Source organism: Ureibacillus sp. FSL K6-0786 (assembly GCF_037965165.1).
Classification (GTDB): Bacteria; Bacillota; Bacilli; order Bacillales_A; family Planococcaceae; genus Ureibacillus; species Ureibacillus thermosphaericus.
This window is the reverse complement of the sequence record NZ_CP150191.1, coordinates 2,544,577-2,569,731: the sequence shown is the minus strand read 5'-3', so window position 1 is coordinate 2,569,731 and position 25,155 is coordinate 2,544,577. Positions and strand designations below refer to the sequence as shown.

Genomic DNA, 25,155 nt, shown 5'->3' with positions numbered 1-25,155 from the left:
GTTCCCCGCTAATGCTCCGAGGTAGTAAAGTGTTGCGTCGTACTAGGAAACTTCCAGCCTAGGTTTCCCTCTCTATAAGCCGTTTCACAAACTTCGTGTCCTCTTCACCGCAAAATATTTTTCATCATCATAATGAAAGTATACGCTGAGTTTTTTAGAAATGCAACTATCGAAATAGACAAAGCTTTTTAAAGTCTCCTATTTCTTCCTGTCATTCGAATAGGAAACGTCACGGCTTTAATTCGCTCCATAATTCTTGCCGCTTTCACTACATCCATCTCACCACGAGAAGTTTCTGCTAGATGAATTTCCAATTGTTTATAATCTAAATTCGATGTAATAAAGGTTGGTAGTTGCTCACTCATTCGATAATGTAAAATGGATCCTAAGATTTCATCCCTCGCCCAGCTTGTTAATGATTCCGCACCAATATCATCGAGCATCAACACTGGAGCTTGTTTCACATAATCCACTTTCTCCTGAAGTGTTTGATCGTGGATGGAATTTTTTAATTCCCTTAAAAATTCAGGTACAAATACAAGAACTGACGGGACTTTTAAACTTGCGAGTTCGTTGGCAATCGCACCTAGTACAAAGGATTTCCCAACACCAAACTCTCCATACAAGTAAAACCCTTTTTTCGGTAATTCCCCTGAATTTTTGATATGAGCAACAAAATCAGCTGCATAATTAAGTATTTCAACCCGCGATTCATCATCAATTTCTAAATCTTTCAATGTTGCAGATAATACATCTTTTGGCATGTACATGCTTGAAATCATCGATTCAATTTCTCTGCGTTCATCCTCAATGATTTTTTGTTTGCATCGTTCATATTCAACATCTATGGAATTTTGAGTGATATACAGTTTTGGAACAAACCCTTTTAAATAATTAGTGCATTTTTCTGTCGAACCGCAGTTGCAACATTCGCTCGTTTGGCTAATATATTCATATAGCTTTGCTAAACTGCGTTCAACCATCTCTTTATTAACCACATCATCATGTTCTGCTAAAAATTTTTGAACGTTCGGATGTTCTAAAATTTGATTTCGGATGGCATTGTATCTCTCTTGAAAGGATGGAATTTGCACTTTATTTAAAGATTTTTTGATCGATTCGATGGTTGGTCACCTACCCGTCTACAACTCCAAGTTTTTGCAATATTTTTTTACGTTCTTCTTCAAAGTTAATTTTTTGTTTTGTGGACTGTTCTTCCTCTTTCCGAGGTTCGTTTCGTTTATAGAACCATTCTGGTATCTTTTCTTCCCTTATATTTCTGTATGGCTGTTTTCTATAGTTTAAAGCAGAAGACTTTTTCTCTTCGTTTTCTTGCTTCCACTTATTATATTGATCCCGTTCTGTGCGAGCAAGTTCCATTGCTTCCTTCGCCGTTCGAACATTTTTCCTCATCCAATGGTCCGCAATTCGTTCAACATATTTGCGTGGTAATTTCATGTCTGTAGTTAGCATAACATATTCAAGCAATACATTGACAACTCCGACGGGCATGCCATGTTTCAATATTAAATCTTCTGCTATTTCGACAGAAGATGGTACTGGCTCTTTTCCGTTATTAATGTCTCTTAACACTTGAACGGGTGGGGTCGTTTCAAGGTAATCAATTAACTCTTGTTCTTTCGTTAAAGGCTGATTTTGTATTTCTTGCGGTTTCATTTCAAAAGTTTTTTCAAGTTTCGGCACTTCTTTAGAAATCGTTAATTTATAATAATCTGATGCAGCTTTTTTTAATCTATCTAACGAAATTCGCATTTCATCATCAATCGCTAAAATAACAACCTTCTGCATATCAAGTGGAGAGAATTGATAGAGGAAGGCTATCTTTGCAATCCATTCTTTTACTTCAATTGTAAATACACTGGTAGGAATCAATTGTTCCGATAACCCAGCTTGCAATAAAGCAAAATCAAATTGTTCATAATAGAATGGATAATTGCGATTTTTTGTTTCTAGGTTGGGTTCGATGAATTCTTGGGGAACATTCGTATGAATGGGTTTGTACACATCCATAAATGTTCTTGATACTTCTTTAAAAGAATCCATGTTCATTCGCTTGATGAATCGTTTCCGAAGTTTACGGTATGCTTGTTCTCCAATTTTACTGAAAAGAAACATTGATAATAACGGATCTTGAAAAAATGTCTCTGCATCAAGAGGACGCACTAATTCATATATAAAGAAACGATTTTCTCCTTCTTCTTTTCGATATGTTCTTAATAAACCGATTGCTTCTAATGAAATACGGGCTTGAAACACTTTACCAATCGGCATATCTAACACATTCATTAAATAATAATGATTTAAAGTTTCCCTATGAGCATCTTCACCTTCTGCCCATAAAGTTAAATATAAGCTAATGGGTTCCGGACCAGTAAGTGGCTGATAGAAAAGCGTTAATAGTTGTCGTTCATAGGAAGATAGAGAATGAGGGAGAATAATGTCAAAATGATCCTTCGGTTGAAGCTCTTTATATAAATGAACCAATTTTGCTTTCCCCCTATAACTACTTTTTTGGCTGTCGATTCAATAATTCTGTTAACTCTTGCATAAATACATTAATATCTTTGAATTGTCTGTAAACAGATGCAAAACGAACATAAGCCACTTCATCCACCTTTGCAAGCTCATCCATTACCATTTCACCAACATCTACAGAACTTACTTCCGAATTTCCTAGTCTTCTTAATTCTTTTTCAATAGAAAAGACGATTTGTTCAAGTTGTTCTAATGATACTGGACGTTTTTCGCAAGCGCGAATTAGCCCTCTTAACACTTTTTCTCGGCTAAATTCTTCCCTGGACCCATCTTTTTTCACTACAATTAATGGCGTTTCTTCTATTTTTTCAAAAGTTGTGAATCGGAAACCGCAAGATTCGCATTCACGACGTCTACGTATCTCTTTATTATCATCAACGGGTCTGGAATCTATGACACGCGTTCCATTGTAATAACAACTTGGACATCTCATAAAAATTTCTCCCTGTCTAGTATATTTATCATTATTATATCAAATAAACATAGGAAGTAACACTTTTCCTAGTACATAATCTCTAATAGAAGATGATAGGTTTTCATTTTAATATACTTCCAACCAAAAATCGAGGTTATTTATAATGAATTTCATTAGAATGATTGCTAGCACTTTCAATGCATATTTTTCGGGAGTTTTGTATATAAATAGTAATGAAAGATTATTTTTACAAGTGATATTACATAACTACAGATTATATAAAAAAGTGTAGACAAAGTCGTTGTCAGACGATGTCTACACTTTATCAACTATTTATTATGCAGTTACCGCTTCAAGTGCTTTTACAACTTTTTTCGTTAAATCAACTACGCGTGCAGAGTAACCCCATTCATTATCGTACCAAGCCATTACTTTAACTTTTCTTGTACCCATTACCATTGTTAATTGTGCATCAATAGTAGATGAATATGTTGTTGTATTGTAATCAACAGATACAAGTGGTTCTTCGCTATAGTTTAGGATACCTTTTAATGAACCTTCACTTGCTTTTCTGAAAGCTTCGTTTACTTGTTCAGCTGTTACATCTTGTTTTAAGTCGACTACTAAGTCTACTAATGAAACATTTGGAGTTGGTACACGAAGAGCTAAACCATGGATTTTTCCTTCCATTTCAGGAATTACTTTACTTAATGCTTTTGCTGCACCAGTCGTAGTTGGAATAATGCTTTGACCACATGCACGAGCACGGCGTAAATCTTTATGCATGTTGTCTAGATTTTTTTGGTCATTTGTATATGCGTGAACTGTTGTCATTAAACCGTTTTCAATACCAAATTGTTCATGCAACACTTTTACAACCGGAGCTAAGCAGTTTGTTGTACAAGATGCATTTGAAATGATGTGGTGTTTTGACACGTCTAATACATCATCATTAACACCCATTACAATTGTTACGTCTTCGTTTTTACCTGGCGCTGTTAAAATTACTTTTTTTGCACCTGCTTCTAAATGAAGAGCTGCTTTTTCGCGATCATTGAATTTACCTGTTGCTTCGATAACTAAGTCTACTCCAAGTTCTTTCCACGGTAATTTTGCAGGATCGCGTTCAGCAATTAATTGAACACGTTTACCGTTGACGATTAAAGCATCTTCCTCATACTCTACAGTTCCATCAAAATGTCCATGAATTGTGTCATACTTAACCATATGTGCTAATGTTTTTGCAGGATAGCTAGCATTAACTGCCACTATATTTAAATCCTCTTGAACAATCGCTTGTCGGAACACCATGCGGCCAATTCGTCCAAAGCCGTTAATTGCAATAGAAACTGTCATTAATATAAGCCTCCCGTTTTACTTCAATTATGTTTACTATTTCTCAATTAGTATAGCACATTATTATAAAAGGTGTACCAATAATTCTAATAATAAAAAAGTTATTATTTTCAGAAAAATAAATGATTAAAGGGAAAATGGTATTACTATGAGAAAATTGTTTAAAATTACCGCTTAAAGTCTAACTTTTCCATCGATTGCTGTTTTCATTACGTGAATGAAATGGAAAAAATTCACTTCACACAATGTTTAGAAATCAATAATTTGATCATCAATCGATGTAAAGCTTAAGAAAGAACTCCCCATTCTTTCAATATATGCTCTAATTGTTTTCGCGTCTCTTCAATTGTTCCATTATTATTTATAACCGCATCGGCTCCTTGTTCCTTCACTGCTAATGGCAGCTGAGAACGAATGCGGGCTTTTGCATCTTCCGCAGTTAATTGATTTCTTTTCATTAATCTTTCCAATTGTACATCTTCCGATACCGTCACGACTAAAATTTTATCAACAAAATGTTGAAGTTTACTTTCAAATAATAATGGAATGTCCATAATGACGGTTTTTTCACCATTAGCGATATATTCATCCCGCTGTCGCAACATTTCTTTCCGAATAGCAGGATGAATAATGCCATTTAACGTTTGACGTTTTTCTTCATCATTGAAGATAATGGATCCTAGCTTTTGCCTATTTAATTCTCCCGTCTCTGTTAGTACCTCTTCTCCAAAAGCTTCAACAATTCTCTTTAACGTTTCGCTGCCAGGCTCCACTACGAGACGAGCCACCACATCTGCATCAACTATTGGCAATCCATATTCTTTTAACATGTTGCTTACTGTACTTTTTCCACTTGCGATACTTCCAGTTAAACCAATAATCATATATAACACCCTTTTAACGTTGACATTTTGGACAATAAACGCTTGTTCTTCCTCCGATAATCATCGATTTCGTACTTGCATTACATGCTGGACAAACCTTTTTACCATACATTTTCAATCGATGCTGCATCCCGCCTGCTTCGCCATTGATATTGCGATAATCAGAGATTGTTGAGCCTCCCCTTTCAATACTTTCAAGTAAAATTTTCTGAATCTCTTCAAATAATGCGATTTTCCGCATTATACTGATTCGCCCAGCCTTTCTCGCAGGATGTATGCCTACTCGAAAAAGCGCTTCCGTTGCATAAATATTGCCGCAGCCGGAAATCACTTGCCCATCCATAATGACTTCCTTTATCGGTTTGTTTTTATATTTAGTAAGCTCACATTTTTCTAAAAAGTAGTTTAATGCAATTTCATCAAAAGGTTCAGGAGCCATTTGTAAAAGAGGTGGGTGCTCATCAATTGTATTTAGCAATCTCAATTCGCCAAATCTACGAATATCTGAAAATATGAGCAACTCACCAGTAGATAGTTGAAATGTGGCATGAATATGATTTCGAAACTTTTCTTCTAAAATTTCATTTTCGTTCTGAACAATAAACCAAGCACCAGTCATTCCTAAATGATTAACGAAAAGATATGGTGTATTATTTTTTTCTAAATCAATAAAGATATATTTGGCGCGGCGAAGCACCTTTTTGATTGTCATGCCGCGCATCTGTTCTTCAAATTCCCTTGGCTCCATATTTTTCACTATGCATTGTTTTCCTTGTTGATGAGCATCACAAACCGTTTTAGATAGGGCAACTTCTAAAATTGTCTTACCTTCTATTTTCGGGGATAGCGCCCGAACAACACCTTCCACTTCTGGTAATTCAGGCATGTCTTCACTTCCTTATTATTTTGCATCGTACCATGTTTCACCATAAGAGATGTCCACTTTTAATGGCACATCAAGTAAAATGGCACTTTCCATCACTTCTGGTACAATTTTTTCTAACTTTTCTATTTCTTCTTTCGGTGCTTCAAAAATCAATTCATCATGTACTTGCAAAAGCAGTTTCGCTTGTAATCCTTCTGAATTCAATCTTGCATCAATATCAAGCATCGCCTTTTTAATGATATCTGCCGCACTACCTTGAATTGGCGTATTCATTGCTGTGCGCTCTGCAAAACTTCTTAAATTAAAGTTTTTGCTCGTAATATCAGGTAAATAACGTCGGCGGTTTAAGATCGTTGTTACATAACCTTTCAATTTTGCTTCTTGCACGATGTTATCCATATATTCTTTTACCCCTGGAAAACTTTCAAAATACTTTTCGATAAATTCTCCAGCTTCTTTTCTTGAAATATCGAGGTTTTGGGATAGTCCATAATCGCTGATTCCATAAATAATTCCGAAGTTAACCGCTTTTGCCGCTCTTCGCATATTAGAAGTAACGTCGTCTTGGGATACATGAAATACTTCCATTGCTGTTCGTGTGTGAATATCCATCCCTTGATTGAAAGCTTCCACTAAATTTTTATCCTTCGACATATGTGCAAGCACGCGCAATTCAATTTGTGAGTAATCGGCGCTAAATAGCAGCCATCCATCATGGGAAGGTACGAATGCTTTCCGTATTTTTCTTCCCTCTTCTAAACGAATCGGTATGTTTTGCAAGTTCGGATCTGTAGAAGAAAGCCTTCCTGTTGATGTTAATGCTTGCATAAAACGAGTATGAACTTTGCTGTCTTTTGGATGAACTTCTTTGATTAATCCTTCAATATAAGTGGATTGTAATTTCGCAAGAGTTCTATATTCTAAAATCAACTGAACAATTTGATGTTCCGACTTTAGTTTTTCAAGTACATCCGCTGCCGTGGAGTAACCTGTTTTCGTTTTCTTTATGACCGGCAATCCTAATTTTTCGAATAAAATTACTCCCAACTGCTTTGGTGAATTAATATTAAATGTTTCACCAGCCAACTCATAAATTTCTGTTTCAAGCTTCGCGATTTTATCTTCTAATTCTTGTCCCATAGTTTCAAGGGTAGAAATATTAACTTTAATTCCTTCGCTTTCCATCTTTCCTAAAATAACAGCCAAAGGTAATTCTAAATCATGGTACAAATCAAACTGTTCATTTTCTTTTAACTTATTTGATACCCGTTCCTTACAGCTCCAAATCGCAAATGCTTTTCGGCAAACATGTTCAGCAAGAACTTCTTCACTTGGTAATGCCCATTTTGCCCCTTTTCCGTAAACAGCTTCGTTGGAACGCACATCTGTATAGCCAAATTCCTTTGCCAATGTGGCTACATCATCACCTGAAATGGCAGGATTGACAATATAAGATGCAAGTAGCAAGTCGAATTCCACGCCTCGCAAATTGATGCCATGACGTTTTAATATACATTGCGCAGCTTTTAAATCCGACATATATTTTTTCTTCGTTTCATCTTCAAAGTAAGATTTTAATCTTTCGCTCTTTTGCAAAACTTCTGTTGGAACGAAAAAGGTATTTGAACCATCTGTAAAGCCAAAACCTAATATATTACATGTATGATAATGCTCATTTTCCAGCTCAACATGAACAGCCATCGTATCAGTAAAAAGATCTTCCGCAATTTCACGAACGATTTTAAATGAAAGGGTAGCTGTTTCTTTTTCTTCAATTTCAAAATCTGATTTTTCGATTAACGATTTAAATTGTAACTCTTTCCATACTTCAAGAACCGCTTCCTGATCTGGACCTGGATAATTTAAATCATTAAGAGAAATTTCAATTGGTGCATTTGTATTAATTGTCGCCAATTGTTTGCTCATTTTCGCTTGCTCTTCATTTGCGATAAGCTTTTCTTTCATTTTTGATTGTTTCATTTCATCGATTTGTTCATATAAATTTTCGATTGTTCCATATTCCTTTAACAATTTAATAGCCGTCTTTTCTCCAATGCCAGGAACTCCCGGAATATTATCAGATGCATCTCCCATAAGACCTTTCATATCGATAATTTGTATTGGAGATAGTCCATATTTTTCCTGAATATGTTCTGGTGTATATTGTTCAATATCTGTCATTCCTTTTCGAGTAACATAAACCTTTACTTTCTCTGTAGCGAGTTGTGTTAAGTCCTTATCACCCGAAACAATGACAACATCGATGTTTTCCTTTTCCGCTTGTCGAGCTAGCGTACCAATGATGTCATCGGCTTCATACATTTCTAGTTCGTATCTTTTGATGCGATAAGCGTCAATTAACTTTTGTAAATACGGAAATTGTTCAGATAATTCCGGCGGCGTTTTTTGACGCCCGCCTTTATATTCTTCAAAAGTTTGATGGCGGAACGTCGTTTTTCCAGCATCAAATGCAACGAGCATCTTCGTCGGTTGTTCTTCTTCTAAAATTTTTTGAAGCATCGTTGTAAAGCCATAAACCGCATTTGTATGAATCCCATTATCATTCGATAATAGGGGTAATGCAAAAAATGCTCGGTAGGCTAAACTATTTCCATCTAGTAATAATAATTTCTCTTTCCCCACTCATTTGCACTCCTTCAACGTATAAATCATCTTCCATTACTTTTACACAGTTAATCCCATTATAAAACACGTATTTGCCGAAATACGACAAATACGTGTTTTTTTCTTAACTTTTATTTAGTTTGCGATCATTTTAATTCGTTTGATTCATTTCTTCGAAATAAAATATTTCTTCATAAATAACTGTCATGATAAAGGCATTCAAGAAGGCAATCACAAGATAAAGGGGCATGCCACCTAATTCAGGCTCCATCCAAGAACGGAAAAATACTTCCACAATCCCTACTTGAGTAAAGTAAAAGATCATGCCAACTCCCACTTGCCAGATGGAGCGTTTATTATCACGATTGTTAAAACGGAACACTTTCTTAAAACTATTTCGAACATCTTCCGCAATAATGATAGAGAAGATGAAGATAATGATAAATAAAACAGGGATATGAAATAATTTAATTTTTAATAAAGCGTAAGGTGTTGAAAAATATAATGCTGTCATACTGCATGCCATCATTACAGCAAGCAATGTGTTTTGAATCCATTTATTTAAACGGTACATCCTTTCGCCTCAATTCTATTATTACTGTATAGTATTATATAATGAGGCTAATAGGTTGATAAAGTTGTAATTATTGCTAATACACTCAAAGGAATAAAATTTCCCTAATCCATTATTCATTTAATCCATTTACTAACTCATTATTTTCAATGTAGCCCGATAATATTTTGGCGTAAGGTGAATCTGAAGGAATAATAATAACTGTATCATCACCAATCGTTTTCTTATAAGTTTCTAATGTCCGATATAATTGATAAAATTCCGGATCTTTTGAGAAAGCTTCGTTATAGATTCTTGCAGCTTCTGCTTCCCCTTCAGCGATAATCAAAGCAGCTTCTTTTTTGGCTGTCGAAATCATTTCTTGCACTCGTCGATCGGTATTTGCCACGATACGATTTTTTTCTGCATCCCCTTCAGATAAATACTTTTGAGCGATCGATTCTCGATCAGAAATCATTCGTTTATAAACAGACTCTTCGTTTTCCTCTGGTAAGTCAGTACGGCGAATGCGAACGTCTACAACTTCTATTCCATAGTTGTCCGTTTGCAATAATTCGTTTACTTTCGTTGTAATTTTTTCTGAAAGGCTGCCCCGATCAGAATTTTCATCATTAATAATATCATCGTAATTGATTTGTCCAAGTTCCGTGCGCAACACCGAATAAATGAACTCTTCCATGCGCGCTTCTGCATTGACTAAGGATCTCGCATTCGTAATTAAAGATTTTGGATCTGTCACACGCCAAACCGCATAGTTGTCAATAATGATTCGTTTTTTATCCAACGTATTGATTTCTTCTTCAGACATGTTATGGATCATTAAGTTTTTCGGTAATGTAGTGACACTTTGAATAAATGGAATTTTCATATAAAGTCCCGGCTGATCCTGATATTTAATGACTTCACCAAATTGGCGAACGACTTTATATTCATTCTCTTTCACAATATATAAATTTGCTAATAAAATTGCAATGACTGCTACTATTACGGTAAGTATGATTGCTAGCTTTCCATATTTTTTCGGATTAAATGATGGCTTTTTATTAATGATTTCAACATTTGGAATATGGTTCGCTTCTTTATTTTTCTTTTCCTTATTTTTCTTTCCAAAAAGGTTGCGGATGAACTTTTCTAAATCCCCGTCATAGTAATTGTTGCTCATTGACTACCGCCTCCTTCTTTACGCTCTTTTTCTGTATTTTGTTGTACAGTTTGAGGTTGTAGCGGCAAATATTTTAATGTTTCTCCGTTATCGTTCATAATGTAAATTTGCGCACCCGGTAATACTTCCTCTAATGTTTCTAACACAAGTCGTTGGCGTGTAATTTCTCGGTTACCAACATATGCATTATAAAGTTTATTGAAAAGGGCTACGTCCCCTTCCGCCTGTTGAATACGTGCTATTTTTTCCCCTTCGGCACGGGAAATGATTGCATCTTTTTCCCCTTGAGCTTCGCTAATTTTTTGGTTTTCATATTTTTTTGCTTCGTTAATTTTAGTATTTTTCGTTTCGCGGGCATCCGTTACAGCTGTGAAGGCAGCACGAACCTCCGCATTCGGCAATTCGACGTCTTGTAGTTTCACTGCCAAGATCGTCACGCCGATATCGTAATCTTCCATGACAGATACTAGTAAGTCCCTTGTTTTTTGCTCGATATCTGCACGTCCATCCGTCAATGCTTCATCAATTGTTGAACTTCCAATAATGGAACGAATCGCACTTGAAGTAGCATGATGTAGAAGCTGTTTAGGGTCTTCGGATTGGAATAAATACTTCACTGGATCAGAAATCTTATATTGCACAACTAAATCGGTGAGCACAATATTTTCATCCCCAGTAATCATTTTCGTTTCGCTATCTTTTGTTACTATTTCTCCATCTTTTGTCGTCTTATAACCGAACTGTAAGCTGTATGTTTCTTTCGAAAGAATTTCTACTTTTTGTACTGGCCATGGCAATTTAAAATGCAAACCGGCATCTGTAATGGTTTCTGTTGCTTGTCCAAACGTGATAACAACGGCTTGCTCTGATTCATCGACCGTATACCAAGTAGTAAATATCGCAATAATACCTATAATTGAAATAATTGCTAGCCCTGTTGTAAGCAACGCTCTTTTTACACTCATAATCTCTCCCTCTCTTTCTTTTCTAAAATTACGTTAGCTAATTTACGTAACATTTACAAATAAAGTTTCACATAAATGAAAAAAATTAATAAAATTATTGTCTTATTATTAATATAAGTTAATCGAGTAGGAGGGAGCGATTAACTCCCGTCCTCTCACACCACCGTACGTACGGTTCCGTATACGGCGGTTCAATTAAGATGATTGACGCAAGTCTTTATAACTTCCGTGAATAGCTGTTCTCTTTATGCCAGTGGTCACTCCACCCTCCAAGAGGTCTCCCACGGGATTCACCGCTTCCTTCCTCAAGTGAGGTACTACGTTTTCTGTGTTCATCATGACTCACTGAATGCCAAGGGCTATTCTCTCTTAATTGTTCGGTCCTTCTTAGTAGTTCTAAACCAACTAATACTATGACCTCTGCTGACTTCTGACGGTTCAGCTACTTATCACTAAGTAGGTTATGAAGCGTACTTCACATATCCGCCAGACCTCCCCGGGTAAGAATGTAATCTTTCCTTCCATCTATCTGCTTCATTTACTCTGTACCACCTTTGGCAGAAAGGACTTTGTTTTGTTTAGCAAACTCATCCAATGATACCTAGCCTTATATGAAGTTCGTGTTCCTCAGACCGGAAGTTTGCCGCTCGCTTCCTTCAGATTCCGCGTCACCACGGACACCCTTGCGTTAAGCTAACTGTTACTTCTGCCTTCACAGTTCGGGACTTACACCCTATAGATTACACCCATGCCAGGCGCACTAAAATAAAAAGCCGCCTACAACGGACGGCTCTTTTATTAGACAAATTACTAAATTTAAAAAGGGGGTTTCATTTAGTACAATAAACGTAGAGTATGAAGGTTTCATAACAAAATTGTAAAGAGAATGTTAAATTTCTCGATAAATAGGAATCATCACCCGCATACAAGTTCCTTTGCCAACAGTGCTTTCTACTTCTATTTTCCCTCGATGGGCTTCTACTAAATGTTTTACAATTGCAAGCCCTAATCCAGTGCCCCCTGAATTTCTGCTTCGTGCTTTATCAACGCGATAAAAACGCTCAAAAATGCGTGGAATTTCACTTTTCTCAATTCCAATTCCTTGATCTTCCACTTCCACAATTCCATAATGTTCATTTTCTTTCATGCGCAATGTTATGACCGTATGATTTGGGGAATAGGTAATACTGTTTGCAATGAGGTTTGTAAAGATTTGAATTAAGCGGTTTTCGTCCCCCAGCACCATCACATCTCGTTTAATATCAATATCAAACTCCATATTTTTATGATCCATTTTCGGGCTTGTTACTTCGACGGCACGTATTAACACATTTTTTAAACTTGTTGGGACTAATTTTACTGTATAGCCATGTTGTTCAATTTTCGATAAATCTAATAAGTCTTGTATTAACATTTGAAGTCGATTACTTTCTTGATAAATAATTTCTAAAAAGGATAGCAGCATTTTTTCATCTTTAAAAGCACCATCCAACAAAGTTTCAGAAAAACCTTTAATCGATGTAATCGGCGTTCTAAGTTCATGAGAAACATTCGCCACAAAGTCTTTTCGAATCTGTTCTAAACGAATCAGCTCAGTAATATCATGCATAACGATGACAATTCCTAACCAGCGACCGTGATCACCTACAACAGGTGCCCCATAAACTTGTTCATAAATTTTTTCGTTATTCATTTCAATCTCGATTTGTTGTCGAAAAGGAAGTTCCGTTAAAAATACATGGTCTATAAATTTCTCCAATTCCCTAGGAAGACCGAGAGTTAAAAAGTTTTTTCCCTTTACTTCATTTAATGATAAATTAAATTCTTCCAAAAACTGTCCATTAACAATGGATACTGTCCCTTCCCTATCAATCATGATAAGTGCGCTACCCATGTTTTCAATTAACGTCTTCAAGCGCTCATCTTCTATTTCTCTCATTTTTTCAATTTCTTGAAGATTTCGCGCTAAAATATTAATGGAATTTCGCAATTCAATGATTGTCGCTGGTCCACTGGCATAAGTTCTTGCGCGATAATTCCCTTTAATCAATTCTCGTGCTGTTTCAGTCACATTTTCAATGGGGACAAGCAATTCTTTAATTAATCGATTTGCGATGTAGGCGATTAATAAAAATGCAAACGTTAATAAGATCGCTAAAATAAAGGCTAGCTGATACTTAATCTGTTCAATTTGTTCCTCTGTAAATGGAATATCGTTTTTCATAAAATAACTTTCCATATAGAAAGGAAATAGCTGACCTAGTACAATACCAAGGACAGCTATAATTGAACCCGTTAGCATAATAAAGATGAAAAACAATCGATTGCTTTGAGATTTCATTGTTTAGGCTCCTCAAATTTATAACCGATACCTCGCACCGTTTTGATAAACTTCGGTTTCCGGCTATTTTCTTCTATTTTATCCCGCAAATGACTTATATGAACATCGACAATACGTGTATCACCCGCAAAATCATAGTTCCAAACGGCACTCAACAATTGATCTCTAGTCAATACACGATTTTTATTTTCCACTAAGTATACAAGCAACTCAAATTCTTTAGGTGTAAATTCAAGTGGTTGATTGTCTAGAAAAGCTTCATAACGTTCTGGATAAACTTCTAATTTTCCAAAATGATAATATTTTTTTTCTTTCTTTTCTTCTTGAAAACTTGAATTGAAACGGCGCAACACAGCTTTGACCCTAGCAATTACTTCTCTAGGACTAAAAGGTTTTGTCATATAGTCGTCAGCACCTAATTCAAGTCCCAATACTTTATCAAATTCATCATCACGAGCCGTTAACATGATGATGGGGATATTTTTCTTTTGACTCCTTAATTCTTTACAAACTTCCATCCCGTCCATCGTCGGCAACATTAAATCTAATAGAATTAAATCCGGCAAGTGCTCAAGGGCCATATCAAGCCCTTCTTTGCCATCGTGAGCGAGCAACACTTCATACCCGACGCGTTCTAAATTATACTTTAGCAATGTAGCAATCGATACTTCATCTTCTACAACTAAAATTGTTTGATTTGTTGACATGATTAATCCTCCATATTACCTGTGATTTGAAACCCCCATTTCAAATCAGTAATTTGTTTATATTGGAGGTAAAACTTTTAATATGCCATGTAAGACTTGTTGGTGCCTTTTATTCATTCCATCTACTTGAATACTTACAATATTATTTTCGTAGTCAATGTGCTGGACTTCTAGCAGAAATTCGATTGTTTCATAATGATATACCGGTTCTAAGTATATAATATTTTGCTCGCGAATATGCGAACCTGGACCGGGTAAATGCTTAGAAATGGCACTTGTCACGATTCCATTCAACATAATCGTTGGGACAATTGGCTTTTTAAAAAATGTATCTTTTGCATATTCATGCTGAATATATAATGGATTATTATCATTTGTTAACCCTAAATATATAAGCAAGTCTTTATCTTCAATTGTTTCAACTAAGTGAATCCTTTCACCAACAGCAATTTCATCAATTTTCTTGCCAATCTTGGTTCTTGCCCCGTTTAGCAAATCGAAAAATTCCCCCTAATTGGTTACTTTAGTAACATAGTATCAGTTTTTTCAGAAAATAGCCACAATAAAAGGACACAAAATTATGATAAGGCTTTCATAACATTTCTTACTGATTCAACGGATTTTTGTAATGCTTCTTTCTCTTCTTCCGTTAATTCTAACTCGAAAATTTGCTCTACACCATTAGCTCCAAGCAAAGTTGGTACGCCTAAATAAATATCTTCAAAACCATATTCCCCTTCTAAATAAGCAATTGTTGGCAATATACGACGCTGATCTTTTATAATCGCTTCTGCCATTTCCACTAATGCAGCTGAAGGGGCATAATATGCCGAACCATTTCCTAATAAGTTAACAATTTCTCCTCCACCCACTCGAGTTCGTTGAACAATCTCTTCAAGTCGTTGTTTTGAAATCAACGTTTCAATAGGGATTCCACCTACGTAAGAATAACGAGTGAGCGGCACCATTGTATCTCCATGTCCTCCTAAAACAAAACCAGTGACATCTTTTACAGATACATTTAATTCCTCTGCCACAAAAGCACGGAATCGTGCTGTATCTAATATGCCAGATTGTCCCATAACTTTATTTTTCGGAAGACCGGATTCTTTATATGCTACATACGTCATCGCGTCAACTGGGTTCGTTAATACAATAATTGTTGGATCTGAAGAATACTTCATGATTGCTTTTGTTACCGATTTTACGACTTTTTGATTGATTTGTACTAAATCATCACGGCTCATTCCAGGTTTTCGTGCTACGCCTGCAGTGATGATGACTAAATCTGAATTAGCTGTTTTCTCGTAATTTGATGTCCCGATAATATAAGAGTCAAAACCTTGAATCGGTGCTGCTTCCCACATATCCAACGCCTTTCCTTTTGTTGGATTTTCTACTTCGGGAATATCGACTAATACAACATCTCCCAATTCTTTTTGTGCCAATAAAAAAGCTGTCGTAGCACCAGTAAATCCTGCTCCAATCACAGAAATCTTTTTTCTTTTTAAAGTCATGGATTACACCTCTTTCACAAAAATAATAAATAAAAAGGGTCGTCTCAATCTGTTAGTTGAGACGGCCCAATTCAATCCGATTACTCGGTAAGCCTAAATATACAATTCTACAAAAGATATATTATTCCTTCTAGAAACTTATCAAATTAAAGGTTTTTAATTAATTCATCTGCGAATTCAGAGCATTTAACTTCTGTCGCACCATCCATTAGACGTGCAAAGTCATAAGTAACTACTTTTGAAGCAATAGTTTTTTCAATTGATTTGATAATTAAATCTGCTGCTTCTTTCCAACCAAGGTGTTCAAACATTAACACACCAGAAAGAATTACAGATGAAGGGTTCACTTTGTCTAATCCAGCGTATTTTGGAGCAGTTCCGTGAGTAGCTTCAAAAATTGCGTGACCAGTTACATAGTTGATGTTTGCACCTGGAGCGATACCGATACCACCAACTTGTGCAGCTAATGCGTCAGAAATGTAGTCACCATTTAAGTTCATTGTAGCTACTACATCGAACTCTTTCGGACGAGTTAATACTTGTTGTAAGAAGATGTCAGCAATTGTATCTTTTACGATAATTTTACCAGCTGCTTCTGCTTCAGCTTGAGCTTCGTTTGCAGCTTCAACGCCTTTTTCAGCTTTAATGCGATCGTATTGATCCCAAGTGAATACTTTATCACCGAATTCACGTTCAGCTAATTCATAACCCCATTTTTTGAAGCCGCCTTCAGTGAATTTCATGATGTTACCTTTATGAACTAAAGTTACTGATTTGCGTCCTTCGCGAATAGCGTATTCAATAGCAGCACGAACTAGGCGCTCAGTACCTTCGATAGAGATTGGCTTAATACCAATTGCAGAACTTTCAGGGAAGCGGATTTTATTTACGCCAAATTCTTCTTGTAAGATGCTAATTAATTTTTTTGCATTCTCTGATTGAGCTTCGTATTCAATACCAGCATAAATATCTTCTGTGTTTTCACGGAAGATTACCATATCAACATGTTCAGGATGTTTTACAGGAGATGGAACACCTTCGAAGTAACGAACAGGACGTAAGCACACATATAAGTCAAGTTGTTGACGTAATGCTACGTTTAATGAACGAATTCCTCCGCCTACAGGAGTTGTAAGAGGACCTTTGATTGCAATTAAGTATTCGCTAATTTTATCTAAAGTTTCTTGTGGTAACCACTCACCAGTTTGATTGAATGCTTTCTCACCAGCAAGAACTTCCAACCATTGGATTTTTCTTTCGCCATTGTATGCTTTTTCAACAGCTGCATCAAATACACGTTGAGCTGCTGCCCAAATATCTGGTCCAGTACCATCTCCTTCAATGAAAGGAATAACAGGGTTGTTAGGTACTACTAATTTACCGTTTTCTACTGTAATTTTACCGTTAGTCATGTATGTTGCCTCCTATATTCATGAGTCTAGGACTGTGTCGTTTAACACAGTCCTAGTGTATTTTAGCATATTTTCTAAAAATTTTCTTATTAGATTAGAATAAAAAATTATCTTTCATCGATTGGAACGTATTGTTGACGTTGTGGTCCAACATATTCAGCACGAGGACGAATTAAGCGGTTATTTGCATATTGTTCAAGAATGTGAGCAAGCCATCCAGATGTACGAGATACTGCAAAGATTGGTGTGAATAGGTCATGCTCAATGTCTAGTGAGTCATACACTGATGCAGAGAAGAAGTCAACATTTGCTGGAAGACCTTTTTGTCCAACTACGATGTCATGAATTTTCACAGACATTTCGTATAATTCTGGTTTTCCTCTTAATGCTGTTAATTTTTCACTCATTACACGTAAATGTTTAGCACGTGGGTCTCCTTTGCGATATACGCGGTGACCGAATCCCATGATTTTTTCTTTGTTATTTAATTTGTTCATAATGTAAGGTTCTACGTTTTCGATTGAACCAATTTCAGTTAACATTTTCATTACTTGTTCGTTAGCTCCACCGTGAAGCGGCCCTTTTAATGCTCCGATTGCAGCAGTAATACCAGAGTAAACGTCAGAAAGTGTAGCGACACATACGCGCGCAGTAAATGTTGAAGCATTTAATTCGTGGTCCGCATGCAGAATTAATGCTTTATCAAATGCTTCTACTTCAATTGGCTCAGGATCTTTACCATGTAACATATATAAGAAGTTTGCTGCATATCCTAATTCAGGTTTTGGAGCAACAGGTTCTAAACCTTTACGTACACGAGCAAATGCTGTTACAATTGTCGAAATTTTTGCTTGAAGACGAATTGCTTTGCGATAGTTCGCTTCATCACTCATTACGTCAGCTTCTTCATCATACGCACTTAATAAAGAAACCGCTGTACGTAATGCAGCCATTGGATGAACTTTATCTAGAGGCATTGATTTAAATACATCGATAATTTGTTGAGGAATTTCAGCATTTTCAGCTAATTGTTTTTTAAGTTCTGCTAATTCTTCTTTATTTGGAAGACGTTGGTGCCATAATAGATAGATTACTTCTTCGAAAGTAGCATTTTCAGCCAAATCATCGATACTATAACCTACATATGTAAGTGTATCGTCGATTATTGAACTGATTTTTGATTCAGCTGCAATAATACCCTCTAAACCGCGTGTTGCTGTCATATAAAATCGCTCCCTCTCTTTAAATTTTAAAAAAATGTAAGTACTTATTGTAAGTGCTTTCTTTTTCTTCTATGACACTTACGATCGTTTCGCTCATAATGAACCTATTATTAAATCGCTTACATGGTTAATTATAATAAATTTTGACGGCTTTGTGAATAATTTTTCAAAAATAAAGAAAAAATCGTATTTTTAATAAAATCACCACTTAAACGAGAATAATTCCACGTTAACGAGATTATAATTACTTGGACTAGGGGTGATAAATTTGCAATTGAATAAATTTTCAACCTATTCGAATAAAAATGTAATTCAGTTGCTCGTGCTGATTTTATATTTTATTTTCCTTTGGCTCGTATTACCCATTTCATTAGCAATATTTTTTGCATATATGTTATATCCAATTATTCACTTTTGCCATCAGCGACTGAAACTACCATATATCATAAGTGCCATCATTATATCTTTATTAATCTTCCTATCAATTTATTCCTTCTTTTATATCACCATTCAAAGTATTATTGCCATTTATCCAGAAATAAAAATACAAGTAGATAATCTTCAATTATTTGATTCCGAATATTTAGTGGTATTAGAAAACATATTTAATGAGTCTTTATCGTATATCGATACTGCTATTATGAGTTTGGCTAGTTATTTGCAAGACTTTTTTCAATACATTTTTGAGCTCTTTATTTTTCTAGTGGCTTTCTTCTTTGCCTTGTTTGAATCAAGAAGGAATCGATACTGGTTTTTTATCTATGTGCCTAAACCATATCGTAAAGAATGGAAACAATATTTCTCCAAGGCGATGAACTTATTTAGCTATTTCTTATATGTAGAATTTCAGTTGTTCATTATTACCTTTTTCCTTCTTAGTATTGGACTGGCATTACTAAAATTTGAAAATCCAATAAACAAAGCCTTTCTAATCTCTTTTGCAGATGTATTGCCATTTTTCGGAATTGGGTTATTTCTCATTCCTATCGCCATATACTTTTTTGCAATTGGAGATAAGTTCGTAAGTTTAGCATTGGTTTTGCTTTATGTATTTATACAAATAACAAGGCAGCTAACTGAATCATTATTATGGGCATCCACTTTCCAATTGCGAACAGTCCACACATTTTTAATCAGCGCTGCCTCTATATTGTTGTTTGGGGTTTATGGTATATTGCTGAGTCCATTTATATTATTGATAGCTGTGAAAGTCAAACAAAAATCTATCGCTGGATAATAATCATCTCACTGTTTTTCATTTTTTTACGAATCCATTCTAAGATCATCGGTTTATAGAGACGTCTTGTCCATGGAAGAACCAAAGTAAAAGCAATTATATCCGTGAGAAATCCTGGTAATAAAAATAATACTCCTCCTAAAAATACGAGAAATGCATCGATCACCGCTTGTCCTGGGGGTTCTCCCCGTCGAATGCTATTCTGAATATTTTGTACGGATTCCAATCCTTGCTTTTTTGTTAACATCGCTCCAAATAAACTTGCTAATACAATTAATAACAATGTACTTAAGATGCCTAACCAATTACCGACGACAATGAAAATTGCAATCTCTATAAGAACAAACGCAATACATATGGAAAATAACTTTTTCAAATAATATCCTCCATTAGAGTAATTTTTTGACTACCATATATACGAAATTGCTAGGCTAAAAGTTTCAATTACAATAATATCGTAACAATAAATTGGGCTGTTAAAAAGTTTTCTACTTTTTAGACAGCCCAATTATGCTAATGCTTACAATACGCTTGCGTGACCTTTATAGATAACACCAGTTTCAGCATCCATTGTAATCTCTTGTCCATGTCGAATGATTGATGTTGCTTCTTTCACACCAACAATGACAGGGATGCCTAAGCTTAGACCAACGACAGCGGCATGGCTTGTTAAGCCACCTTCTTCAGTAATAATGCCCGCACATTTTTCAATTACCGACATCATTTCCCGATCGGTTCCAACCGTTACAAGGATACAACCTTCCGTATCATAAGCTTGTGCTTCTTCAGCATTTTTCACAACGATCGCTTTTCCAACGACAGATTGTTTACCAATTCCTTGTCCACGAGCTAATAAATCACCTATCACATGGACTTTCATTAAGTTCGTTGTTCCTGATTCTCCAACCGGCACTCCCGCAGTAATCACAACAATATCACCGTGATTTACATAACCATATTTCAACGCTTCATCCACAGCTAATTCTAAAATTTCATCCGTTGTCGTTACTTTATGTGTGACAATCGGATTAACGCCCCACACAAGCGTCAATTTTTGAGCAGTTGAAGGAGAATCTGTAATGGCGATAATCGGCACACCTGGACGGTATTTAGCAATCAATTTTGCTGTAACTCCGCTCGCAGTTGGTGCAAGCACCGCTTTAACACCTAAGTTAATTGAAGTGTATGAAACTGCTTGGGAAATGGCTTCGGTCATGGTTGTCTCTTTTTCACGACTTCTTGTTTGTACTATCGAACGATAATCCAGCGAGTTTTCTGTAAATACTGCAATTCTGTTCATCGTTTTCACAGATTCAACTGGATACTGACCAGCAGCTGTTTCTCCTGAAAGCATAATGGCATCTGTTCCATCAATGATTGCATTTGCCACGTCGCTTGCTTCCGCACGAGTCGGACGCGGATTTCGCTGCATAGAGTCTAACATTTGTGTAGCCGTGATGACAGGTTTTCCTACTTGATTGCACTTTTTAATTAATGCTTTTTGAACGAGCGGCACTTCTTCAGCAGGAATTTCCACTCCTAAATCTCCGCGAGCAACCATTAATCCATCAGAAACTTCAATAATTTCATCAATGTTATCTACGCCTTCTCGGTTTTCAATTTTAGGAATGATTTGAATGTGTCCGCCACCATTTTGTTCAAGCAATTCGCGTATTTCCAGCACATCTTTTGCTGTTCGCACGAAGGAAGCAGCGATAAAATCGACTCCTTGTTCAATTCCAAATAATATATCTTTCGCATCTTTCTCTGTAATGCCAGGTAGTTTTATTGAAACTCCAGGGACGTTCACACCTTTTTTATCTTTCAGCACTCCGGCATTTTCAACAATCGTATGAATTAATCCTTTATCGTAATCTTTCGCTAATACGCGCAATGCAATTAATCCGTCATCCAACAATATTGTATCGTTTTGATTTACATCATAAATTAATTTGTCATACGTAACGGAAAAACATGTTTCGTCTCCAAGAACTTCTGTCATTGAAATATCGATGACTTGTCCTGTTTTTAAGTGAACTTCCCCGTTTTTCATTGAATGTGTTCGAATTTCTGGACCTTTTGTATCAAGCAAAATTCCGACAATTTTATTTAATCGATTAGCTACATCTCGGATTGTTGCGATACGCATAGCATGTTCTTCATGTGTACCATGCGAAAAGTTAAGTCTCGCAACATTCATTCCGGCTTTAATAAGTTCTTCAAGAACTTCTGGAGATTCGCTTGCGGGTCCTATAGTACATACAATTTTTGTTTTTCTCATATACATTCTCTCCATTTTCTAGATTAAATTGAAAGTTCTTTTGATAAAGTATATAGACTAGTATCTGCTTTATGTTTTGCTGTAAAAATCTCCCGTAAATCATAATCGTAAACTTGATGATTTTTTATACCAACTGCACGACTAGTTTTCCCTTCCAACAATAATTCGACTGCTCGAGCACCTAGACGACTAGCCAATACCCGGTCAAATGCTGACGGCGATCCTCCCCGTTGAATATGCCCTAACACGGTAATCCTCGTTTCGATTCCAGCTTTTTCTTTTAGCATGTTTGCAAGTTTTGAGGCTGGCATAACTCCTTCTGCAACGATAATGATGCTATGTTTTTTATTTCGCGCTTCTCCACGCTTCATACGCGTAATAATATCATCTAAATCATACGGCTCCTCTGGTATAATAACAGATTCTGCACCGGCTGCAAGTCCCGACCATAAAGCAATGTCACCAGCATCTCTACCCATCACTTCTATAATAAAGGTATTTTCATGACTTGTTGCAGTATCACGAATTTTATCAATTGCACTGACAACAGTATTGAGTGCCGTATCAAAACCAATTGTAAATTCTGTACCAGCAATATCATTATCAATCGTTGCAGGAACACCAATACATGCTAATCCTAATTTCGTTAGCTCATAAGCTCCACGGAAAGAACCGTCGCCTCCAATTACTACTAAGCCTTCAATTCCAGCTTCTTTCATTTTTTCAATACCTTGCAGTTGATATTTCTTTTCTCTAAATTCTGGGCAACGGGATGAAAACAGCTTCGTTCCTCCTCGTTGAATAATCCCACCTACAGATCCTAAATCTAATAACTCCATTTTACCTTTTATAAAGCCTTCGTATCCATGGTATATTCCAAAGACTTCAACCCCATGATAATTGGCTTTTCGAACAACTGCACGAATTGCTGCATTCATGCCAGGTGAGTCACCGCCGCTCGTTAAAACACCTATTCTTTTCACCCTACTCCCTCCATTCAAATGCTCATAATGTAAACAATAACATAAAAAATTTCTATTGAAACTAGAAACTTTCATGTATTCCATTATTTATCATCGATAATAAAACTGTTCATGTAAAATGGAAAATGACAAAATCCTCACTATTGGATTTTGTCATTAGAAGGGTGGAAAGTCTAGTAATTTTATTGAACAATTTCTTCAATAAAATCTCCCATTTTCCGGAATTTATCGTAGCGATCTTGAATAATTTGCTCTTCCGACAATGCAGTTAATTGATCAAGCCCTTTTTTCAAATATTCCTTTAAGATTTTCGCTTGTGATACTGGGTCACGATGTGCTCCTCCTGGAACTTCAGGAATGATATCATCAATAATTCCCATTTCTTTTAAATCTTGAGCTGTAATTTTCATTGCCTCTGCTGCTTGTTTTGCAAGACTAGCATCCTTCCATAAAATTGAAGCAGCACCTTCTGGAGAAATAACGGAGTATGTGGAATTTTCCAACATATAGATGCGGTTCGTTACTCCTAATGCCAATGCACCGCCGCTACCACCTTCTCCAATTACTACACTAATAACAGGCACTTTTAAACCAGCCATTTCAAACAGATTTTTGGCGATTGCCTCACTTTGTCCACGCTCTTCTGCAGCTTTTCCTGGATAAGCGCCCTTTGTATCAATAAAACAAATAATTGGGCGTCTGAATTTCTCCGCCTGCTTCATTAAACGCAACGCTTTTCGATAACCTTCCGGATGGGGCATCCCGAAATTTCGTCGAATATTTTCCTTTGTTGCTTTACCACGTTGATGACCGATTACAGTAATCGGCTGGCCATCAAAAAAGGCAATTCCCCCAACAATCGCTTCATCATCAGCATAATAGCGATCACCATGGAGTTCAATAAAATCTGTAAAAATTTCTTTTATATAATCGAGGGTTGTTGGACGTTCTGGGTTTCGCGCTACTTGTACACGATTCCACGGTTCCATGTTCGAATAAATTTTAATTTCCAATTGGCGCAATCGTTCTTCCAATGTTTTAATTTCATCGGACATATCTACATCCGCATTTTTTGCCAGTTCCCTTAACTCATCAATTTTTTCTTTCAGTTTAATAATAGGTTCTTCAAATGACATCGGTTTAGACATGAGTTACTCCTCCTTTGCGGTGCAATTTCACGATTGTTGCCACTTTATCGCGCATCTCTTTTCGATGGAAAATAGCATCTAATTGACCATGTGCAAGTAAGAACTCTGCTGTTTGGAAGTCATCAGGCAACTTCTCACGCACCGTTTGCTCGATTACCCTTCTCCCAGCAAACCCAATAAGCGCTTTTGGCTCAGCAATATTGAGATCTCCTAGTGAGGCGAAGCTTGCCGATACTCCACCAGTAGTTGGATCAGTCATGATGGATAAGAAAAGCAAACCTTCGTCACTGTGACGTTTTAAAGCAACGCTCGTTTTGGCCATTTGCATTAAGGAAATAACTCCCTCTTGCATTCGTGCACCGCCGCTCGCAGTAAAGATAATGAATGGCACTTGCATTTCCGTAGCTTTTTCAATTGCACGGGTAATTTTTTCGCCAACAACAGATCCCATTGATCCCATGCGGAAATGAGAGTCCATCACAGCAACAACGACCTCTTCCCCTTTTAACGTCCCGCTTCCTGTTAAAACCGCTTCGGATAATCCTGTTTTCTTCATATCCGCTTCTACTTTTTCTATATATGATGGGAAGTTAAGAGGGTTTGTCGTGCGTAAGTGTTCATCAAACGGCGTAAATGATTCAACATCTAAAAAGGAGTCGATCCGTTCCCAAGCAGTCATTTTAAAATGATGGTCGCAATTTGGACAAACTTTTAAATTCGTTTCAATTTCTTTTGTTAAAAAGATTTTTCGGCATGATGGGCATTTCGTCATTAAATCTGCTGGAAATGAGCTTTCATTTTTAGAGTTTACAATAACCCCTTTTGTTTTTTTCCGATTTAAATTTAGCAAACTTTTTATTGCCACGATTTTTCCCCCTACTAT

At 36.3% G+C, this 25,155-nt stretch carries 23 protein-coding genes; 1 reads left to right on the top strand and 22 read right to left on the bottom strand.

The genetic code is table 11. The annotated features are described in order from the left end of the window. Window positions 1-188: 188 nt before the first annotated feature. The 17 genes from dnaI to citZ all read right to left on the bottom strand — a co-directional run bounded on the left by dnaI (window position 189) and on the right by citZ (window position 18,623). Window positions 189-1,124: a primosomal protein DnaI gene (gene dnaI / locus NSQ18_RS12680; protein ID WP_026018972.1), complete on the bottom strand. Its 936-nt coding sequence runs from the start codon at window positions 1,122-1,124 to the stop codon at window positions 189-191. A gap of 10 nt (window positions 1,125-1,134) precedes the next feature. Continuing rightward, window positions 1,135-2,505: a DnaD domain protein gene (locus tag NSQ18_RS12675; RefSeq protein WP_339288265.1), complete on the bottom strand. Its 1,371-nt coding sequence runs from the start codon at window positions 2,503-2,505 to the stop codon at window positions 1,135-1,137. 19 nt (window positions 2,506-2,524) lie between these two features. Continuing rightward, window positions 2,525-2,989: a transcriptional regulator NrdR gene (gene nrdR / locus NSQ18_RS12670; RefSeq protein WP_016837143.1), complete on the bottom strand. Its 465-nt coding sequence runs from the start codon at window positions 2,987-2,989 to the stop codon at window positions 2,525-2,527. Window positions 2,990-3,307: 318 nt separating this feature from the next. Further along, window positions 3,308-4,327, bottom strand: coding sequence for a glyceraldehyde-3-phosphate dehydrogenase (locus tag NSQ18_RS12665; protein ID WP_016837142.1), 1,020 nt, complete (start codon window positions 4,325-4,327; stop codon window positions 3,308-3,310). Window positions 4,328-4,614: 287 nt separating this feature from the next. Further along, window positions 4,615-5,211 carry a dephospho-CoA kinase gene (coaE, locus tag NSQ18_RS12660; protein WP_016837141.1) on the bottom strand — a complete coding sequence of 199 codons (597 nt, stop codon included), beginning with the start codon at window positions 5,209-5,211 and terminating at the stop codon, window positions 4,615-4,617. A 13-nt stretch (window positions 5,212-5,224) separates the two neighbouring features. Then, window positions 5,225-6,097, bottom strand: coding sequence for a bifunctional DNA-formamidopyrimidine glycosylase/DNA-(apurinic or apyrimidinic site) lyase (mutM, locus tag NSQ18_RS12655; RefSeq protein WP_016837140.1), 873 nt, complete (start codon window positions 6,095-6,097; stop codon window positions 5,225-5,227). A 15-nt stretch (window positions 6,098-6,112) separates the two neighbouring features. Then, window positions 6,113-8,740 (bottom strand): DNA polymerase I, encoded by a 2,628-nt coding sequence (gene polA, locus NSQ18_RS12650; RefSeq protein WP_168412068.1) that lies wholly within the window; start codon window positions 8,738-8,740, stop codon window positions 6,113-6,115. 133 nt (window positions 8,741-8,873) lie between these two features. After that, the gene (locus tag NSQ18_RS12645; RefSeq protein ID WP_016837138.1) at window positions 8,874-9,296 is read right to left on the bottom strand and encodes a hypothetical protein; all 423 of its coding nucleotides are present in this window, start codon (window positions 9,294-9,296) and stop codon (window positions 8,874-8,876) included. 112 nt (window positions 9,297-9,408) lie between these two features. Beyond that, complete coding sequence (locus NSQ18_RS12640; protein WP_016837137.1) at window positions 9,409-10,458, bottom strand: protease modulator HflC; 1,050 nt, start codon at window positions 10,456-10,458, stop codon at window positions 9,409-9,411. After that, window positions 10,455-11,423 carry an FtsH protease activity modulator HflK gene (gene hflK / locus NSQ18_RS12635; RefSeq protein ID WP_016837136.1) on the bottom strand — a complete coding sequence of 323 codons (969 nt, stop codon included), beginning with the start codon at window positions 11,421-11,423 and terminating at the stop codon, window positions 10,455-10,457. The genes NSQ18_RS12640 and hflK overlap by 4 nt, the downstream gene beginning before the upstream one ends. 195 nt (window positions 11,424-11,618) lie before the next feature. Continuing rightward, a complete protein-coding gene (locus tag NSQ18_RS12630; protein ID WP_172597779.1) occupies window positions 11,619-11,762 on the bottom strand; it encodes a hypothetical protein in 144 nt (47 codons plus the stop codon). 550 nt (window positions 11,763-12,312) lie between these two features. After that, complete coding sequence (locus tag NSQ18_RS12625; RefSeq protein ID WP_016837135.1) at window positions 12,313-13,764, bottom strand: ATP-binding protein; 1,452 nt, start codon at window positions 13,762-13,764, stop codon at window positions 12,313-12,315. After that, a complete protein-coding gene (locus NSQ18_RS12620) occupies window positions 13,761-14,471 on the bottom strand; it encodes a response regulator transcription factor (RefSeq protein WP_016837134.1) in 711 nt (236 codons plus the stop codon). The genes NSQ18_RS12625 and NSQ18_RS12620 overlap by 4 nt, the downstream gene beginning before the upstream one ends. A gap of 57 nt (window positions 14,472-14,528) precedes the next feature. After that, window positions 14,529-14,966 carry a MaoC/PaaZ C-terminal domain-containing protein gene (locus NSQ18_RS12615; RefSeq protein ID WP_339288261.1) on the bottom strand — a complete coding sequence of 146 codons (438 nt, stop codon included), beginning with the start codon at window positions 14,964-14,966 and terminating at the stop codon, window positions 14,529-14,531. A gap of 83 nt (window positions 14,967-15,049) precedes the next feature. Then, window positions 15,050-15,988, bottom strand: coding sequence for a malate dehydrogenase (gene mdh / locus NSQ18_RS12610; RefSeq protein ID WP_016837132.1), 939 nt, complete (start codon window positions 15,986-15,988; stop codon window positions 15,050-15,052). Between the two features lie 146 nt (window positions 15,989-16,134). Continuing rightward, complete coding sequence (icd, locus tag NSQ18_RS12605) at window positions 16,135-17,400, bottom strand: NADP-dependent isocitrate dehydrogenase (protein WP_016837131.1); 1,266 nt, start codon at window positions 17,398-17,400, stop codon at window positions 16,135-16,137. 107 nt (window positions 17,401-17,507) lie between these two features. Continuing rightward, window positions 17,508-18,623, bottom strand: a complete 1,116-nt coding sequence (gene citZ, locus NSQ18_RS12600) for a citrate synthase (protein ID WP_016837130.1) — start codon at window positions 18,621-18,623, stop codon at window positions 17,508-17,510. A 268-nt stretch (window positions 18,624-18,891) separates the two neighbouring features. Here citZ and NSQ18_RS12595 point away from each other — a divergent pair, with 268 nt between their 5' ends. Next, window positions 18,892-19,860, top strand: a complete 969-nt coding sequence (locus NSQ18_RS12595) for an AI-2E family transporter (protein WP_016837129.1) — start codon at window positions 18,892-18,894, stop codon at window positions 19,858-19,860. Here NSQ18_RS12595 and NSQ18_RS12590 read toward each other — a convergent pair. From NSQ18_RS12590 to accD, 5 genes are all read right to left on the bottom strand, one after another. Then, window positions 19,847-20,236 carry an FxsA family protein gene (locus NSQ18_RS12590; RefSeq protein WP_016837128.1) on the bottom strand — a complete coding sequence of 130 codons (390 nt, stop codon included), beginning with the start codon at window positions 20,234-20,236 and terminating at the stop codon, window positions 19,847-19,849. The genes NSQ18_RS12595 and NSQ18_RS12590 overlap by 14 nt on opposite strands. Before the next feature lie 144 nt (window positions 20,237-20,380). Continuing rightward, window positions 20,381-22,141, bottom strand: coding sequence for a pyruvate kinase (gene pyk / locus NSQ18_RS12585; protein ID WP_016837127.1), 1,761 nt, complete (start codon window positions 22,139-22,141; stop codon window positions 20,381-20,383). A 23-nt stretch (window positions 22,142-22,164) separates the two neighbouring features. After that, entirely contained in the window at window positions 22,165-23,124 is a 960-nt protein-coding gene (gene pfkA / locus NSQ18_RS12580; protein WP_016837126.1) for a 6-phosphofructokinase, read from the bottom strand. A gap of 182 nt (window positions 23,125-23,306) precedes the next feature. Beyond that, entirely contained in the window at window positions 23,307-24,272 is a 966-nt protein-coding gene (gene accA / locus NSQ18_RS12575; protein ID WP_016837125.1) for an acetyl-CoA carboxylase carboxyl transferase subunit alpha, read from the bottom strand. After that, complete coding sequence (gene accD, locus NSQ18_RS12570) at window positions 24,265-25,137, bottom strand: acetyl-CoA carboxylase, carboxyltransferase subunit beta (protein WP_016837124.1); 873 nt, start codon at window positions 25,135-25,137, stop codon at window positions 24,265-24,267. The genes accA and accD overlap by 8 nt, the downstream gene beginning before the upstream one ends. Window positions 25,138-25,155: the final 18 nt, after the last annotated feature.

Excerpts from the sequence above, each read along its gene's own strand:
- nrdR (WP_016837143.1), bottom strand. The coding sequence starts at position 2,989 with ATGAGATGTCCAAGTTGTTATTACAATGGAACGCGTGTCATAGATTCC.
- NSQ18_RS12665 (WP_016837142.1), bottom strand. The coding sequence starts at position 4,327 with ATGACAGTTTCTATTGCAATTAACGGCTTTGGACGAATTGGCCGCATG.
- coaE (WP_016837141.1), bottom strand. The coding sequence starts at position 5,211 with ATGATTATTGGTTTAACTGGAAGTATCGCAAGTGGAAAAAGTACAGTA.
- mutM (WP_016837140.1), bottom strand. The coding sequence starts at position 6,097 with ATGCCTGAATTACCAGAAGTGGAAGGTGTTGTTCGGGCGCTATCCCCG.
- NSQ18_RS12645 (WP_016837138.1), bottom strand. The coding sequence starts at position 9,296 with ATGTACCGTTTAAATAAATGGATTCAAAACACATTGCTTGCTGTAATG.
- NSQ18_RS12640 (WP_016837137.1), bottom strand. The coding sequence starts at position 10,458 with ATGAGCAACAATTACTATGACGGGGATTTAGAAAAGTTCATCCGCAAC.
- hflK (WP_016837136.1), bottom strand. The coding sequence starts at position 11,423 with ATGAGTGTAAAAAGAGCGTTGCTTACAACAGGGCTAGCAATTATTTCA.
- NSQ18_RS12630 (WP_172597779.1), bottom strand. The coding sequence starts at position 11,762 with ATGATGAACACAGAAAACGTAGTACCTCACTTGAGGAAGGAAGCGGTG.
- NSQ18_RS12625 (WP_016837135.1), bottom strand. The coding sequence starts at position 13,764 with ATGAAATCTCAAAGCAATCGATTGTTTTTCATCTTTATTATGCTAACG.
- NSQ18_RS12620 (WP_016837134.1), bottom strand. The coding sequence starts at position 14,471 with ATGTCAACAAATCAAACAATTTTAGTTGTAGAAGATGAAGTATCGATT.
- mdh (WP_016837132.1), bottom strand. The coding sequence starts at position 15,988 with ATGACTTTAAAAAGAAAAAAGATTTCTGTGATTGGAGCAGGATTTACT.
- icd (WP_016837131.1), bottom strand. The coding sequence starts at position 17,400 with ATGACTAACGGTAAAATTACAGTAGAAAACGGTAAATTAGTAGTACCT.
- citZ (WP_016837130.1), bottom strand. The coding sequence starts at position 18,623 with ATGACAGCAACACGCGGTTTAGAGGGTATTATTGCAGCTGAATCAAAA.
- pyk (WP_016837127.1), bottom strand. The coding sequence starts at position 22,141 with ATGAGAAAAACAAAAATTGTATGTACTATAGGACCCGCAAGCGAATCT.
- accA (WP_016837125.1), bottom strand. The coding sequence starts at position 24,272 with ATGTCTAAACCGATGTCATTTGAAGAACCTATTATTAAACTGAAAGAA.